Below are 15,497 nucleotides of genomic sequence, written 5' to 3'. Positions count from 1 at the left end.
GACAATGACGGAAGAAATGAAACAGGAACAGGAAGGCTGCCCTTCAGAAGGCTGTGCTGGATGCTCTCACGCATCTACATGCAAGAGCGCGAAAAAAGATTTTAAGAAGCCGGCCAACCAATATTCAGCCATTAGAAAAGTGATCGGAGTCATCAGTGGGAAAGGCGGAGTCGGAAAATCCATGGTTACGGCTTCTCTGGCCCGGATGGCCATTGAAAAAGGATATACGGCGGGGATTCTGGATGCAGATATTACCGGCCCGTCAATTCCGAAAATGTACGGAATCCATGAACAGGCGCTTGGAAATGAAGAGGGAATGCTCCCGTGTGTGGCGCAGGATGGAACGAAGATCATGTCAGTCAATCTTCTCCTTGAGAAGGAGGATACCCCGGTCATATGGAGAGGACCGATCATTGCCGGTGTAGTGACACAGTTCTGGACGGACGTTATGTGGGGAGATGTGGATTACCTCTTTGTGGACATGCCGCCGGGAACCGGAGACGTGCCGATTACCGTCTTCCAGTCTCTTCCGGTGGACGGAGTTGTCATCGTGACATCGCCGCAGGATCTGGTAAGCATGATCGTAAAGAAAGCATATCATATGGCAAAAGACATGGATATCCCGGTACTTGGCATTGTGGAAAACTTCAGTTATCTTGAATGCCCGGACTGCGGACGAAAGATCGAAGTGTTTGGAAAGAGCCACATTGAAGAGATTGCAAAAGAGCTTTCCATCCCGGTACTCGGAAAGATGCCGATCGATCCGAAGCTTGCCGAGGCGGTAGAAAAAGAAGCGTTTTACAGCGTGAAGAACGAATATTTGAATGGTGCAGAGAAGGTTTTGGAATCATGACAAATTATGATTTGCTCAAAGAGCAGCTTCAGGCACTGACCGGTTCAGAAAGACATCCGATCCCAAATCTGGCCAACGCATCGGCGCTCATCTATCATGCCCTTCCGGATCTTAACTGGGCGGGATTTTATCTCATGGATAATGAAGAGCTTCTGCTCGGGCCATTCCAGGGAAAGACGGCGTGTATCCGCATTCCGAAAGGAAGAGGGGTGTGTGGTACTGCTGTTTTGGAAGAACGGATTTTACGAGTGGATGATGTCCACACATTTGAGGGACATATCGCCTGTGATTCAGCGTCCCGTTCCGAGATCGTACTTCCGATCTTTGACGGAGAGAGAGTCGTCGGAGTTCTGGATATCGACAGTCCGAAAAAAGGACGGTTTTCCAAAGAAGATGAGGAAGGACTCTCAGAGCTTGTAAAAGTGCTGGAAAAGAACTGTATATGGACATAAAAAGTTTGCGTGAAAGCGCAAACTTTTTTTTCTTGCAAACATCGAACATATGTGCTATTCTATAATAAAAAAGAACGTATGTTCTGATTTGGGAGTGAGATAGATGCAAGGTGTCCGCATTCAGCAGGAGATGTCTCTTTTTGAAAAACTGAATATTTTGTCCGATGCCGCAAAGTATGACGTGGCCTGCACATCCAGCGGCACGGACCGCAGAGGAGACGGCAAGGGAATTGGAAACTGCAAGGCGGCGGGGATATGCCACAGTTTTTCAGCCGACGGCAGGTGTATCTCTCTTTTAAAGATCCTCTTTACCAATGAGTGTATTTTTGACTGCAAGTACTGTATCAACCGGGCGTCAAACGACGTGAAGAGGGCTTCTTTCACGCCGGATGAGGTCTGCAGACTGACTATTGAGTTTTACCGGAGAAACTATATAGAAGGGCTTTTCTTAAGTTCCGGTGTACTGAAAAGCCCCGATTACACGATGCGGCTGATTTACGAGACTTTATGGAAGCTGAGACAGGAGTATCATTTTCAGGGATATATCCATGTGAAAGCGATTCCGGGGGCCTCTCAGGAGCTCATCCAGATGACGGGCTTTCTGGCGGACAGGATGAGTGTAAATCTGGAGCTCCCAACGGCCGAGAGCCTCAGAAAACTGGCGCCTCACAAGAGCAGGAAGAACATTCTTGGGCCTATGCGGCTCGTCCAGAATAAAAGAGAGGAGAACAAGCAGGAGATCGCGGTATACAAACATGCGCCCCGGTTTGTCCCGGCAGGACAGAGCACGCAGATGATTATCGGAGCTACGCCGGAGAGTGATTACCAGATCATCCATGTGGCAGAGTCTTTGTATCAGAAATTTCAGTTAAAAAGAGTATTCTATTCGGCCTTCATCCATGTGAATGAGGATGCAAGTCTTCCGGCCAGAACCGATGAAGGCCCGCCCCTTTTGAGAGAGCACAGACTATATCAGGCGGACTGGCTGCTTCGTTACTATCATTTTTCCGCGTCGGAGCTTTTGTCGGAAAAGCAGCCGAATTTCAATGTGCTTCTGGATCCAAAGTGCGACTGGGCGATACGCCATCTGGAGTGGTTTCCGGTGGAGGTCAATCGTGCGGATTATCAGGTACTTCTTCGGGTTCCGGGAATCGGGTATACGTCAGCCAGGAGGATCGTGAAGGCCCGAAAGTTTGGAAGCCTCGACTTTGAGGATCTCAGGAAGATGGGGGTTGTCTTAAAGCGAGCACTCTATTTTATCACGTGTAAAGGGCGGATGATGTATCCGGTTAAGATGGAGCAGGACTATATTCTTCGGAATATCCTGGATCCGAGGGAAAAGCTCCCAGGAGGACTCGGGGAGATGGGATATCGGCAGCTGTCCCTGTTTGACGATGTGAATTTTCGGGAGGTAAAGGCAGAGTGAGTGGAAGATGTTAAAAAGAAGATTTATCTGTACTGACACGACAATTGGAATACTGTCTGCGATTTACGATGCATGGAAGATGGACCGTACAGATACGGAGGCAGGGATTCCATTGTGGGGGACTGTTCAGCACGAGATGTTCTGCGAGTATTATGAGGTGGAGGAGAATGAGCGAAAGGCCGGGGCGGTCAGAAAGCTGATCAGAGAGAGGCTTGGAAAACAGGCTTATTCGGATATCAGCTACGCGATTCTTTCTAAAGACGAAGACAAAGGGACGGCGATCCTTCAGACGATGGTTGCGGCAAGGGAGCTTGCGGACAGTCACAGGATCATGGAACATTTGTCACATCCGGCGGTGCGCAGAGTCTTTGAGATGAGCCGGAATGTGGGGCGGGAAGCACACTACTGGGAGGAGTTCCTTCGTTTCCGGGAGATGAAACCGAAGATTCTGTATGCGGAGATAACCCCTCAGAATCAGGTGCTTCCAGCTATTGCAGATCATTTTGCGGACAGATTTCCGCTGGAGGATTTTGTGATCTATGACAAAAATCATGCGTCGTATATGATCCATCCTAGACAGAAAAAATGGATGTTTATGACGGATCACGAACAAAAGTGGGAGGCGGCAAAGGAGCTTTCTGAAGAGGAAGAGGCGTGGTGTACTCTGTGGAAAGGATTTCGGAAGAGCATTTCTATAAAGGACAGGGAGAACAAAAAACTACAGACACAGAATATGCCTCTTCGCTACAGGGGAGATATGCCGGAGTACGGGAAGTCTTGAAACTGGCTGCTTTTGAACGAATTTGACAAAAAGAAGGCCAAACGGATGGAAAATCTTGGTGGATTAGAAGATTGATTTTACGATTTCCTGATGGCATAATACATGTAACACAGGAAAGGAGTGAAAGAAAGCATGGAACATAAACGTGAGATACGCCTGACTGCAAGTGATGTGAAAGAGTTCGTTACATCTGCTGAAAAATGCGATTTTGATATCGATGTATTTTATAATCGTTTTATTGTGGATGCAAAATCGATCCTCGGTGTGTTAAGCCTGGATCTGACGAAAACTCTGACTGTGCAGTATGCAGGGATCAATCCGAATTTTGAGGCAACTTTGAATAAATTCTGTGTTGCATAGCAGCAAGTGAAACAGGAGAAGCTTTTGCAAAGTCACTGTTATAGTGGCAAGCAAAGGCTTCTTTTGTTATAATAAAAAAAGTGACTGAAAATATGCAGAGAGAATGAGATATCATGGATAAAGATGAAAAAAGACAAGAACGCGACTTTGTGAGGATCTCTGTGAGGAACCTCGTGGAATTTATTCTGAGAGAAGGAGATCTGGACAACCGTATGGGAGGGAAGACGGACAAGGATGCGATGCTCCTTGGAGCTAGGATCCACAGAAAGATCCAGCGGCAGATGGGATCTTCCTACCATGCAGAAGTACCGCTCAGGATCACAGTGCCATGCGGGAAGCTGGATATCGTTGTGGAGGGGCGTGCAGACGGGATCATGGATGAGGACGGAAAGATCGTCATCGATGAGATAAAAGGAATACTGAAGGAGCTTGAAAGTCTGGAAGATCCGGTCCCGATCCATCTTGCACAGGCGAAATGCTATGCGTACATTTATGGAAACGAAAAGCAGGCCAGAGAAGTAGATGTGCAGATGACCTACTGCCAGATGGAGACAGAAGAGATAAAAAGATACAGACAGACCTTTTCCTTGGAGGATTTGGAAGCGTGGTTTTTGGATCTTGTGCATCAGTACGAAAAGTGGGCGGTATTCCAGATAGAGTGGAGAAAGAAGAGAAATGCTTCTATTAAAAGAGTGGAATTTCCGTTCCCATATCGGGAGGGACAGAGAGATCTGGTTGTATCGGTCTACCGGTCTATCCTTCGGAAGAAGAAACTTTTTATCCAGGCGCCAACTGGTGTCGGTAAGACAATCGCTTCTATATTTCCTTCGGTCAAGGCAGTGGGGGAAGGATTGGCGGAGAAGATTTTTTACCTGACTGCAAAGACCATTACCCGGACAGTAGCCGAAAAGACCTTTCAGACATTGAAAGACCAGGGACTGGCATATAAAGTTATCACGTTGACGGCAAAGGAAAAGATCTGCTTTTGTGGGAAGGCAGAGTGCAATCCGGATGCATGCCCGTACGCCAAGGGACATTTCGATCGGGTCAATGATGCGGTATATGACATGCTTACACATACCGATGATATGAGCCGCTCAGCCCTAGAGGAGTATGCAAGGCGCTACGATGTGTGCCCTTTTGAGATGTCACTTGATCTGGCTACATGGGTAGATGCTGTCATCTGTGACTATAATTATGTATTTGATCCGAATGCCCACCTGAAACGTTTTTTCGGGGAAGGGGGAAAGAAAGAGTACCTGTTTCTCATCGACGAAGCCCACAATCTTGTAGAGCGCGGGAGAGCTATGTACAGCGCTTTTGTCTGCAAGGAGGATTTCCTGGAAGTGCGCAGGATAGTCCAGAAGAGAGATGAGAAGTTCTGCAAAGCTCTGAGCAGCTGCAATGAAACGCTGCTGGCTTTAAAGAGAGAGTGCGACCGGTATGCAGTGTACGAAAGTGTCTCCCACATCGTAGTCCGCTTGATGAATCTGTTGACGGAAGCAGAACGGTTCATGGAGGAATGTGGGGATGAAGAGGTGCTTGAGAAGGTAAGGGATCTGTATTTTTGTGTCAGGGACTTTCTCAGTATCCATGACCGGCTGGATGAGAACTATCTGATCTATACGGAGATTGCGGAGGACGGACGCTTTTATGTGAGGCTTTTCTGTGTGAATCCTGCAGTCTGCTTAAATGAATATCTGAACTACGGTGTGAGCACAGTGTATTTTTCTGCCACGCTGCTGCCCATCGGATACTATAAGAAGCTTCTGAGCACAGAGACGGACGATTATGCGGTATATGCCCACACGCCGTTTCCAGAGGAGAACCGGAGGGTGCTGATCGGGATGGATGTGACGACGAGATATACGAGGCGAAGCAAGGAGATGTACCGGAGATTTGCCGAATATATCTGGAAAACAGTAAAAGCACGACCTGGAAATTACATTGCTTTTTTCCCGTCATATCAGTTTCTGGAAGACGTGTACGAAGAGTTCCAAAACCTTGATGAGAAAGGGGAAGTATTCTGCGTCATCCAGGACTCTGGTATGAGCGAGGAGGAGAGGGAAGAGTTCCTTGCCTTTTTTGAAGAGGAGCGTACCGGAAGCCTGATCGGTTTCTGCGTGATGGGCGGCATTTTTTCAGAGGGGATTGACCTTACGGAGGAGCGGCTCATCGGTACATGGATCGTGGGGACAGGTCTTCCCCAAGTCTGCCTTGAACGGGAACTTCTGAAACAGTTTTTTGATGAAAAAGAGATGAACGGATTCGACTATGCGTACCTTTACCCGGGGATGAATAAGGTATTGCAGGCGGCGGGAAGGGTTATCCGCACGGACACGGACCGCGGGATGATCTACCTTTTGGATGACCGGTTCTGCCAAAACCACTATCGGAGTGTGTTTCCCAGGGAATGGAGATACGTCACAGCGTGTCGAGTGCGGGATGTGGAACGGGAAACGGCCGCATTTTGGCAGGATGCGTAAATGCGGCCGCTGGAAACGCCGGTGCAGGTGCACAACAACAGCACAGCGCTAAAAGTATTCAAGAAATGTTTTCACAGATTTCGGCATTGGGATCCGATCGTTATAAGCTACCAGGATCTGGCGTTCCGGGAGCTCTTCTTTCGTCTCCACAACGAAGAGTCCAGAGGAATCTTTTTCCAGACAGTAGTCCGGGATAAAGGCAATCCCAAGTCCGATTCGCGCCAGGTCGATGAGCAGGTCATTGCTGCTAAGCTCGATCTCCGGAACGAGGTCAAGCTGATATTTCTGGAACAGATTGTGCAGAAATTCGCTTGTCGTGCTTTTGCGGTCCAGCATCAGGATCGGCTGATCCAAAAGCTCCCGGAAGGAAAGTTTCTTCCCTTTCAAATGGGAGAAAGAATCATTTGCCACAAAGACATCGCGAAACGTCTTGATCCGTTTCATGGCAGAAAGATTGCTGATGTGCATGTTCGGATGGTTGATAAAGATCAGGTCCACCTGACCATTTTCCAGAAGATCCACGCATTTGATGGATGTCTGGTTTGTCACTTTGATGTGGGCGCCCGGGAATGACTCGTGGAACTGCCTCAGATAGTTTACAAGGTAATACCGGCAGATCGTGTCGCTGGCTCCGATGCGGATCTGGCCCCCTGTGGTGGAGGATTCCAAAAGCTGGGTCTCTCCGCGTTTGATCAGATTCATGGCTGGCTCCACGTGCCGGAGCAGGATTTCTCCTTCCGGTGTGAGCTGTACTTTTTTCGTGCTGCGGATAAAAAGAACCTGATCCAGTTTCTTTTCAAGCGCCTTGATGGACTGGCTTACTGCGGACTGAGAGATGTATAGCTGTTTGGATGCTTCAGAGAAGCTCAGTGTGGTCGCCACGTGGTAAAATACTTTATATAATTCATAATTAATATCCATCATTAGCCCTCCTTATAAATCTAATTTAATTATAAGTAAGGTTGGGGAAAATTACAAGAACAAATTGCGGAGAAAGGGGAAGGATAATTATGAGGAAAAAGAGATGGGCATCTGGTTTCTTCAGCGGGCTGTCTGCCCTTTCGCTGATCGTGATCCTGCTCATGACAGCATTTCAGATCGGCATGTACGGAGATTTCGGATTTTATGAGAAAGAGTATAAAAAGTATGAGATTCAGAATGATCTTCCGATGGAAATGGAGGACATCATGGATGTGACAAAACAGATGATGGCTTACCTGAAAGGGGACAAAAAGGAGCTTTCCGTCTATACAACCATCGGCGGGGAACGCCAGGATTTTTTTAATGAGCAGGATCGGTTCCACATGGGCGAAGTAAAGGAGCTCTTTCTGGGAGGATTTGCGCTGCGCAGATACGCGGCGGCAGTATTTGTGGTCTCCATCGTGGTTCTTGTTCTCATGAAAGCAGATCTAAGAAGGCTGCTTCCGAAAGCGTATGAGATCACGGTAGGTATTTTCCTTGGGCTTTCGGCTGCCTTCGGCGTCGCTATCGCCCTGAATTTTAATCGGTGCTTTGTGCTCTTTCATGAGATTTTCTTTGACAATGATCTGTGGATCTTCGACCCGGCGGAGGATTACATGATCCGGATGCTGCCGGAAGGATTTTTCTTTGACATGACACTGCGGATCGGAGGGCTCTTCATCGGCATGCTTTTCTTCTTCCTTTTGATCAGTGTCGCAGTTCAGGTGTACGACAGAAGAAAAATTAGAAAGTCTTATAAATAAATTTAATTATATTAATTATACTTATCAAGAAAAGTATGATAAACTAAAGACAGAAACGTGAATGAAAACAGTGGAAAAGAATGGAGGATATTCATGAGCGGTGTAAAACGTGTATATGCAGAAAAAAAGAAGGAATTTGCAGTACAGGCGAAAGAGCTTTGGCATGATATCAGAAGCTATCTCGGGATCCGGACCGTCACGAACGTGCGTGTGCTGATCCGTTATGATATCGAGAATCTTTCGGATGAAACTTTTGAAAAAGCGTTGGGCGGAGTGTTTGCAGAGCCGCCTGTAGACTGTTTATATAGAGAAGAGTTTCCGGTCAAAGATACAGAACGGGTATTTTCCGTGGAGTATCTTCCGGGACAGTTTGACCAGAGAGCGGACTCTGCAGTGCAGTGTGTGCAGTTTATCAATGCGGACGAAGAACCGGTCATCCGGACGGCGACGACATACGTCATCGAAGGAGAGGTCACAGACGAAGAGTTTGACGCCATCAAGGCACATTGTATCAACCCGGTGGATTCCAGAGAAACAGGCATGGAAAAGCCGGATACTCTCGTGACAAAATTTGACGAGCCGGAAGATGTGAAAATTTTTGATGGATTCAAAGATATGGCAGAAGATGTGCTGAAAGAATTGTACGATTCACTTGGACTTGCCATGACATTCAAAGATTTCCTGCACATCCAGAATTACTTCCGGACAGAGGAGAAAAGAGATCCGTCTATGACGGAGATCCGTGTGTTGGATACGTACTGGTCAGACCACTGCCGTCACACGACATTCTCCACAGAGCTTACAAATGTGACATTTGGAGACGGCGATTACAGAGAGCCGATGGAAGAAACATACAGGGAATATCTGAACACTCACAGCGAAATCTTTAAAGGCAGAGAGGACAAGTTTGTCTGTCTGATGGATCTGGCGCTGATGGCCATGAGAAAACTGAAAAAAGAAGGAAAGCTGGAAGATCAGGAAGAGTCCGAGGAGATCAATGCATGCAGTATCGTTGTTCCGATCAAAGTGGACGGCGTGGAAGAAGAATGGCTTGTCAATTTCAAAAATGAGACACACAACCATCCGACCGAGATCGAACCGTTCGGAGGGGCTGCAACCTGTCTTGGAGGCGCCATCCGTGACCCTCTGTCAGGACGTACTTATGTATATCAGGCGATGCGTGTGACAGGTGCTGCAGATCCGACAGTTTCTGTGAAAGATACAATGAAAGGAAAGCTGCCTCAGAAGAAACTCGTGAGAGGGGCGGCTCATGGATACAGCTCATACGGAAACCAGATCGGTCTTGCAACCGGAATGGTAAAAGAAATCTACCACCCGGATTATGTGGCAAAACGTATGGAGATCGGTGCAGTTCTTGGAGCAGCGCCGAGACGTGCGGTGATCCGTGAGACATCGGATCCGGGAGATATCATCATCCTTCTTGGCGGACGTACCGGACGTGACGGCTGCGGAGGTGCAACAGGATCTTCAAAAGTCCACACAGAAGAATCCATCGAAACATGCGGAGCGGAAGTGCAGAAAGGAAATGCGCCGACAGAGCGTAAAATCCAGAGAATGTTCCGCAGAGAGGAAGTCAGCAGACTGATCAAAAAATGTAATGACTTTGGAGCAGGCGGTGTTTCCGTTGCCATCGGAGAACTTGCAGCAGGTCTTAAGGTGGATCTGGACAAAGTGCCGAAGAAATATGCAGGTCTTGACGGGACAGAGATTGCCATTTCTGAATCTCAGGAGCGTATGGCAGTTGTCGTTGATCCGAAAGATGTAGAGGCATTTTTAAATTATGCAAAAGAAGAAAATCTGGAAGCAGTGGAAGTGGCTGTTGTGACGGAAGAACCACGTCTTGTCCTGTCATGGAGAGGAAAAGAGATCGTAAATATTTCACGTGCATTCCTGGATACAAACGGAGCACACCAGGAGACGGAAGTCTTTGTGGAGATTCCGGATAAAGCTGGCTGCATGTTCGCCTGCAGGGAAGACATCCCGGATGTGAAAGAAAAGTGGCTGAACACGCTGAAAGATCTGAATGTATGCTCACAGAAAGGACTTGTGGAAATGTTCGACGGTTCTATCGGGGCAGGATCTGTATTTATGCCGCACGGCGGAAAGTACCAGATGACAGAGACACAGACGATGGTGGCAAAACTTCCGGTGCTTACTGGAAAATGTGATACTGTATCCATGATGAGCTTTGGGTTTGATCCGTATCTGTCAAGCTGGAGCCCGTACCATGGAGCAGTGTACGCAGTGACAGAATCGATCGCAAAAATCGTAGCTTCCGGCGGAGATTACAGCAAGATCCGCTTTACTTTCCAGGAATATTTCCGCCGTATGACAGAAGATCCAAAGAGATGGAGCCAGCCGTTTGCAGCGCTTCTTGGAGCATACAAAGCACAGATGGGATACGGACTGCCTTCCATCGGAGGAAAAGACAGTATGTCCGGTACATTCCAGGATATCGATGTGCCGCCGACTCTTGTATCCTTTGCAGTCGATATCGCGCAGATCGGAGATATCATCACTCCGGAACTGAAAAAAGCAGGCAATAAGCTTGTGTGGATGCGGATCGAAAAAGACGGATATGATCTTCCGGTATACGAAAAAGTCATGGAACAGTACGGAAAATTCCGCGAAGACATCCAGGAGGGAAGGATTGTATCCGCATATGCCCTTGACCGTCATGGCGTCGCTGCGGCAGTCAGCAAGATGGCATTTGGAAATGGCATGGGTCTGAAGATCGAGCACAATGTAGATCCGAGAGACTTCTTTGCACCGGCGTTCGGAGATCTTGTTGCGGAAGTACCGGCGGACAAGGTGGGAAGCCTGGCTATCAGTTACACGGTCATCGGAGAAGTGACAGAAGACGGAAGATTCTCCTACGGAAATACAGAAATTACCCTTGCCGAGGCTGAGGAAGCATGGAAGGGAACACTGGAAAAAGTGTTCGCTACCGTATCCGGCGAAAACGAAGACAAAGCTCCGGTTTCATCCGAATGCTTTGACACAAAAGATATCTATATCTGTGAACATAAGATCGCACAGCCGACCGTATTCATCCCGGTATTTCCTGGTACAAACTGTGAATACGACAGCACGAAAGCGTTTGAGCGCGCGGGGGCAAAAGTTGTGACAAAAGTATTCCGCAATCTTGATGCTTCTGATATCCGTGATTCTGTGGCAGAGTTTGAAAAAGTTATTGGACAGTCTCAGATCATCATGTTCCCGGGAGGATTCTCCGCCGGAGACGAACCGGACGGATCTGCCAAATTCTTTGCGACTGCATTCCAGAACGCGAAGCTGAAAGAGGCAGTAGAAAAACTATTAAATGAGAGAGACGGACTCGTGCTTGGTATCTGCAACGGATTCCAGACACTGATCAAACTGGGACTTGTGCCATACGGAAAAATTGTCGGACAGACGGAGGATTCCCCTACGCTGACATTCAACACGATCGGCCGCCATATCTCCAAGATGGTGTATACAAAAGTTGTCACAAACAAATCCCCATGGCTTCAGGGAGCAGAGCTTGGAGGAGTTTATACAAACCCGGCTTCCCATGGGGAAGGACGTTTTGTCGCCAGCGAAGAGTGGCTTGACAAATTGTTTGCAAACGGTCAGGTTGCAACACAGTACTGTGATCTCGCAGGGAATGTGACGATGGATGAAGAGTGGAATGTAAACGGATCTTACCGTTCCATCGAAGGAATCACAAGCCCGGACGGAAGGGTACTCGGAAAGATGGCCCACTCAGAACGGCGCAGCGACGGCGTAGCTATCAATATCTACGGAGAACAGGATCTGAAGATCTTTGAATCCGGTGTAAATTACTTTAAATAAAAGGCAAGAACAAAAGGGATGTGTTCCGGTCAAAGGACACATCCTTTCTCTTGCCCCAATCTGTAAACGTTGCTTGACAAGTCAAGAGGTTGCGCTTTATAATTTAGCGATAGAAAAGCCCGACAGACAACCCGTGGTATTTTTTCAGACAGGGCGGAAAGAATGGAAAGGAGCTTTTTTATGGCAGCCAGACAGATTGGAAAATATATATCGATATTGAACCGACAAGCTCAGCGCTATCTCCACGATGTGGTCAGCAAGTATGGGATTGGGTATTCAAGCTATTTTTTTGTCATGTACATCGGAGCGAATCCAAAGTGCAGTCAAAGAGAGATGTGTGAATCCATCGTGATGGACGAGGCGATGGCGACCCGGGAGATGCGCAAACTTTTGAAAAGCGGTTACATTGTGCGGCAGAGAAGAGCCGGGGATGCAAAGACGTATGAGATTTCTTTGTCCGAATCGGGAAAGGAGCTTTATGAAAAACTAAAAGAAAAGCTTCTGGAATGGTGGGGAACCCTCAGTGCGGAGAGCGGAGTGGATCCGGAGCTTCTCACAGAACAGCTCGGGGCGATGGCGAGAGTCGCCCACGAAAAGCTGATAGAACACAAGATGGAAGGAAACGGATAAAATGGAAAATATACAGACAGAAGAGCGGATACAGGAAAATCCTCTTGGGACGGAGCCGATCGGAAAGATTCTTGTGAGGTTCGCAGTGCCGAGCATCATTGCCATGATGGTCAGCGCCCTCTACAATATGGTAGATCAGTTTTTCATTGGAAGAAGTGTGGGGATGCTCGGAAATGCGGCGACCAACGTGGCCTTTCCTCTAACCATTACATGTACGGCCATTTCCCTTTTGTGCGGTGTGGGCGGAGCAGCGAATTTTAACCTTTCCCTTGGGCGGAAGGAAAAAGACGAGGCAGAACGTTTCGCTGGAGCGGCGGTCGGCATGGCGGTACTCGCAGGGATCATTCTGTGTGTTATCGTCCGTATTTTTCTGGAACCTCTTATCCGCGCATTTGGTGCCACAGACCAGATCCTTACATACTCTCTTACATATACAGGGATCACTTCTTTTGGCTTCCCGTTTTTGATACTGACAACCGCCGGGAGCAATCTTATCAGGGCTGATGGAAGTCCGAAGTTTTCGATGATGTGTACACTGATCGGGGCCATCATCAACACAGTTCTGGACCCGCTTTTTATATTCGGATTTGATATGGGGATGGCCGGCGCGGCATGGGCCACTGTCCTTGGACAGGTAGTGTCCGCTTGCCTTGTTATCTGGTATCTTCTGCGTTTTAAGACTGTAAAGATCCGGCTTAGGAACATGATTCCGTCCAGAAAATACTATGCGGCCATATTTTCTCTTGGCATTTCTCCGTTTTGCAATCAGCTGGCCATGATGGTCGTACAGATTGTGATGAACAATACGCTGACATATTATGGGGCAAGCTCTTCCTACGGGAGCGAGATTCCTCTTGCGTGTGCAGGGATCATCGCAAAAGTCAATATGATCTTCTTTTCGATCGTCATCGGTATCTCGCAAGGGATGCAGCCTATCGTTAGTTTCAATTACGGAGCCAAAAACTATAACCGTGTCAGAGAGACGTACAAAAAAGCGCTTACATCGGCGCTTCTTATATCTATGTGTTCCTTTTTGAGCTTTCAGATTTTTCCACGCCAGATCATCGGATTTTTTGGAAGTGGCTCGGAAGAATATTTTCATTTTGCGGAACAGTATTTTCGGATTTTTCTCTTTTTCACATTCCTGAATGGAATCCAGCCTATCACGGCTAACTTTTTTACATCTATCGGCAAGGCAGTCAAAGGGGTTTTTCTCTCACTTACGCGACAGATTATTTTTCTGCTTCCGCTGATTCTGATCCTGCCAATTTTTCTTGGGATCGACGGTGTCATGTACTCTGCGCCCATCGCGGATTTCGTTGCGGCGGTGCTGGCAGTGCTGTTTGTCAAACGGGAATTTGTGCATATGAGACGAGAAGAAGCGCTCAGAAATCAGATGGAAAGTCAAAACGCCAAAATCGAAAAAACGAAATGAAAAATTCTTGACATTGGATGTAAAATGCTTTACAGTGTTAAAGAAGAAAAGCGCCTTGCGTTTTGCTTTAAACAGTTTAGAGTATAGGAGGAAAAAACGATGTCATATGTAGATGAAGTCATTGACCTGGTAGTGCAGAAAAACCCGGGCGAACCGGAATTCCATCAGGCAGTTAAAGAAGTGCTGGAATCCTTAAGGGTTGTGATCGAGGCAAATGAAGAAAAATACAGGAAAGAAGCATTGCTTGAAAGAATTACAGAACCGGAAAGACAGCTTCTTTTCCGCGTACCTTGGGTAGATGATAACGGACAGGTGCACGTAAACAAAGCATACCGCGTACAGTTCAACAGTGCGATCGGACCATACAAGGGAGGGCTTCGTCTCCATCCGTCCGTAAATCTTGGTATCATCAAATTCCTCGGTTTTGAGCAGATTTTCAAAAATTCCCTGACAGGACTTCCGATCGGCGGCGGAAAAGGCGGTTCCGACTTTGATCCGAAAGGAAAATCCGACAGAGAGATCATGGCGTTTTGCCAGAGCTTTATGACAGAGCTGTGCAAGTATATCGGAGCTGACACAGATGTTCCGGCCGGAGATATCGGTACAGGGGCAAGAGAGATCGGATATATGTTCGGCCAGTATAAGAGAATCCGCGGTGTATTCGAAGGCGTCCTCACAGGAAAAGGACTCACATACGGCGGTTCCCTCGTAAGGACAGAAGCGACCGGATACGGACTTTTGTACTTTACAGAAGAAATGCTGAAACTTGCAGGCAAAGATATGAACGGAAAAATCGTAGCCATCTCCGGAGCAGGAAACGTAGCAATCTACGCTGCAGAAAAAGCAATGCAGATGGGAGCGAAGGTCGTGACTATGAGCGACTCCACAGGATGGATCTACGATGCAGAAGGAATCGATCTTGATGCTATCAAGGAAATCAAAGAAGTAAAACGTGCAAGGCTTACAGAATATAAAAACTACCGCCCGAATGCCGAGTACCATGAAGGCAAGGGAGTATGGTCAGTGAAATGCGACGTTGCTCTTCCGTGCGCGACACAGAATGAACTCCACCTGGAAGATGCAAAACAGCTTGTGGCAAACGGCTGTATCGCAGTGGCAGAAGGAGCAAACATGCCGACTACAATGGAAGCGACAGAATACTTGCAGGAAAATGGAGTGCTGTTTGCACCTGGAAAAGCGTCCAATGCCGGCGGTGTTGCCACATCTGCGCTGGAAATGTCACAGAACAGCGAACGCTTAAGCTGGTCATTTGAAGAAGTGGACGCAAAACTGAAAAATATCATGGTTAATATCTGCCACAACGCCGCAGATGCTGCAAAGAGATACGGATTCGAAGGAAACTATGTCGTAGGGGCAAATATTGCAGGATTTGAAAAAGTTGCAGCAGCCATGGAAGCGCAGGGAATTGTATAAAAAAAGTTAAAAAAAGTGTTGACATTTGACAGACAATGATAGTATAATAATTAAGCGGGTT

Annotated in this window: 12 protein-coding genes; 11 read left to right on the top strand and 1 reads right to left on the bottom strand. The window is 47.5% G+C overall.

The features are described from left to right. Nucleotides 1–4: 4 nt before the first annotated feature. The 6 genes from FLB61_RS06095 to FLB61_RS06070 all read left to right on the top strand — a co-directional run bounded on the left by FLB61_RS06095 (nt 5) and on the right by FLB61_RS06070 (nt 6,358). On the top strand, nt 5–853 hold the full coding sequence (locus FLB61_RS06095; protein WP_221919662.1) for an Mrp/NBP35 family ATP-binding protein: 849 nt from the start codon (nt 5–7) through the stop codon (nt 851–853). After that, nucleotides 850–1,305: a GAF domain-containing protein gene (locus tag FLB61_RS06090; RefSeq protein ID WP_087198936.1), complete on the top strand. Its 456-nt coding sequence runs from the start codon at nt 850–852 to the stop codon at nt 1,303–1,305. The genes FLB61_RS06095 and FLB61_RS06090 overlap by 4 nt, the downstream gene beginning before the upstream one ends. A gap of 103 nt (nt 1,306–1,408) precedes the next feature. Beyond that, nucleotides 1,409–2,731: a putative DNA modification/repair radical SAM protein gene (locus FLB61_RS06085; RefSeq protein ID WP_087198937.1), complete on the top strand. Its 1,323-nt coding sequence runs from the start codon at nt 1,409–1,411 to the stop codon at nt 2,729–2,731. A 7-nt stretch (nt 2,732–2,738) separates the two neighbouring features. Further along, nucleotides 2,739–3,512 (top strand): TIGR03915 family putative DNA repair protein, encoded by a 774-nt coding sequence (locus FLB61_RS06080; RefSeq protein WP_087198938.1) that lies wholly within the window; start codon nt 2,739–2,741, stop codon nt 3,510–3,512. A 132-nt stretch (nt 3,513–3,644) separates the two neighbouring features. Next, nucleotides 3,645–3,872 (top strand): HPr family phosphocarrier protein, encoded by a 228-nt coding sequence (locus tag FLB61_RS06075; RefSeq protein WP_087198939.1) that lies wholly within the window; start codon nt 3,645–3,647, stop codon nt 3,870–3,872. Between the two features lie 113 nt (nt 3,873–3,985). Beyond that, entirely contained in the window at nt 3,986–6,358 is a 2,373-nt protein-coding gene (locus FLB61_RS06070) for an ATP-dependent DNA helicase (RefSeq protein WP_221919661.1), read from the top strand. 48 nt (nt 6,359–6,406) lie between these two features. On the opposite strand, the gene FLB61_RS06065 is transcribed toward FLB61_RS06070, so the two are convergent. Then, on the bottom strand, nt 6,407–7,279 hold the full coding sequence (locus tag FLB61_RS06065) for a LysR family transcriptional regulator (protein WP_204244025.1): 873 nt from the start codon (nt 7,277–7,279) through the stop codon (nt 6,407–6,409). Between the two features lie 89 nt (nt 7,280–7,368). On the opposite strand from FLB61_RS06065, the gene FLB61_RS06060 reads away from it, so the two are divergent. The 5 genes from FLB61_RS06060 (at nt 7,369) to gdhA (ending at nt 15,436) form a co-directional block, all read left to right on the top strand. Further along, nucleotides 7,369–8,082 carry a TIGR01906 family membrane protein gene (locus FLB61_RS06060; RefSeq protein WP_221919660.1) on the top strand — a complete coding sequence of 238 codons (714 nt, stop codon included), beginning with the start codon at nt 7,369–7,371 and terminating at the stop codon, nt 8,080–8,082. 93 nt (nt 8,083–8,175) lie between these two features. Further along, entirely contained in the window at nt 8,176–11,937 is a 3,762-nt protein-coding gene (locus FLB61_RS06055; protein ID WP_087198943.1) for a phosphoribosylformylglycinamidine synthase, read from the top strand. 180 nt (nt 11,938–12,117) lie between these two features. Continuing rightward, a complete protein-coding gene (locus tag FLB61_RS06050) occupies nt 12,118–12,567 on the top strand; it encodes a MarR family winged helix-turn-helix transcriptional regulator (protein WP_087210470.1) in 450 nt (149 codons plus the stop codon). A 1-nt stretch (nt 12,568) separates the two neighbouring features. Next, nucleotides 12,569–14,002, top strand: coding sequence for an MATE family efflux transporter (locus tag FLB61_RS06045; RefSeq protein WP_221919659.1), 1,434 nt, complete (start codon nt 12,569–12,571; stop codon nt 14,000–14,002). Nucleotides 14,003–14,101: 99 nt separating this feature from the next. After that, nucleotides 14,102–15,436: an NADP-specific glutamate dehydrogenase gene (gdhA, locus tag FLB61_RS06040; RefSeq protein WP_087198946.1), complete on the top strand. Its 1,335-nt coding sequence runs from the start codon at nt 14,102–14,104 to the stop codon at nt 15,434–15,436. Nucleotides 15,437–15,497: the final 61 nt, after the last annotated feature.

It is taken from the genome of Sellimonas caecigallum, from assembly GCF_019754295.1.
Classification (GTDB): Bacteria; Bacillota; Clostridia; order Lachnospirales; family Lachnospiraceae; genus Sellimonas; species Sellimonas caecigallum.
This window is presented reverse-complemented; position numbering and strand designations above follow the sequence as displayed.

Excerpts from the sequence above, each read along its gene's own strand:
- FLB61_RS06095 (WP_221919662.1), top strand. The coding sequence starts at position 5 with ATGACGGAAGAAATGAAACAGGAACAGGAAGGCTGCCCTTCAGAAGGC.
- FLB61_RS06090 (WP_087198936.1), top strand. The coding sequence starts at position 850 with ATGACAAATTATGATTTGCTCAAAGAGCAGCTTCAGGCACTGACCGGT.
- FLB61_RS06085 (WP_087198937.1), top strand. The coding sequence starts at position 1,409 with ATGCAAGGTGTCCGCATTCAGCAGGAGATGTCTCTTTTTGAAAAACTG.
- FLB61_RS06080 (WP_087198938.1), top strand. The coding sequence starts at position 2,739 with ATGTTAAAAAGAAGATTTATCTGTACTGACACGACAATTGGAATACTG.
- FLB61_RS06075 (WP_087198939.1), top strand. The coding sequence starts at position 3,645 with ATGGAACATAAACGTGAGATACGCCTGACTGCAAGTGATGTGAAAGAG.
- FLB61_RS06070 (WP_221919661.1), top strand. The coding sequence starts at position 3,986 with ATGGATAAAGATGAAAAAAGACAAGAACGCGACTTTGTGAGGATCTCT.
- FLB61_RS06065 (WP_204244025.1), bottom strand. The coding sequence starts at position 7,279 with ATGGATATTAATTATGAATTATATAAAGTATTTTACCACGTGGCGACC.
- FLB61_RS06060 (WP_221919660.1), top strand. The coding sequence starts at position 7,369 with ATGAGGAAAAAGAGATGGGCATCTGGTTTCTTCAGCGGGCTGTCTGCC.
- FLB61_RS06055 (WP_087198943.1), top strand. The coding sequence starts at position 8,176 with ATGAGCGGTGTAAAACGTGTATATGCAGAAAAAAAGAAGGAATTTGCA.
- FLB61_RS06050 (WP_087210470.1), top strand. The coding sequence starts at position 12,118 with ATGGCAGCCAGACAGATTGGAAAATATATATCGATATTGAACCGACAA.
- FLB61_RS06045 (WP_221919659.1), top strand. The coding sequence starts at position 12,569 with ATGGAAAATATACAGACAGAAGAGCGGATACAGGAAAATCCTCTTGGG.
- gdhA (WP_087198946.1), top strand. The coding sequence starts at position 14,102 with ATGTCATATGTAGATGAAGTCATTGACCTGGTAGTGCAGAAAAACCCG.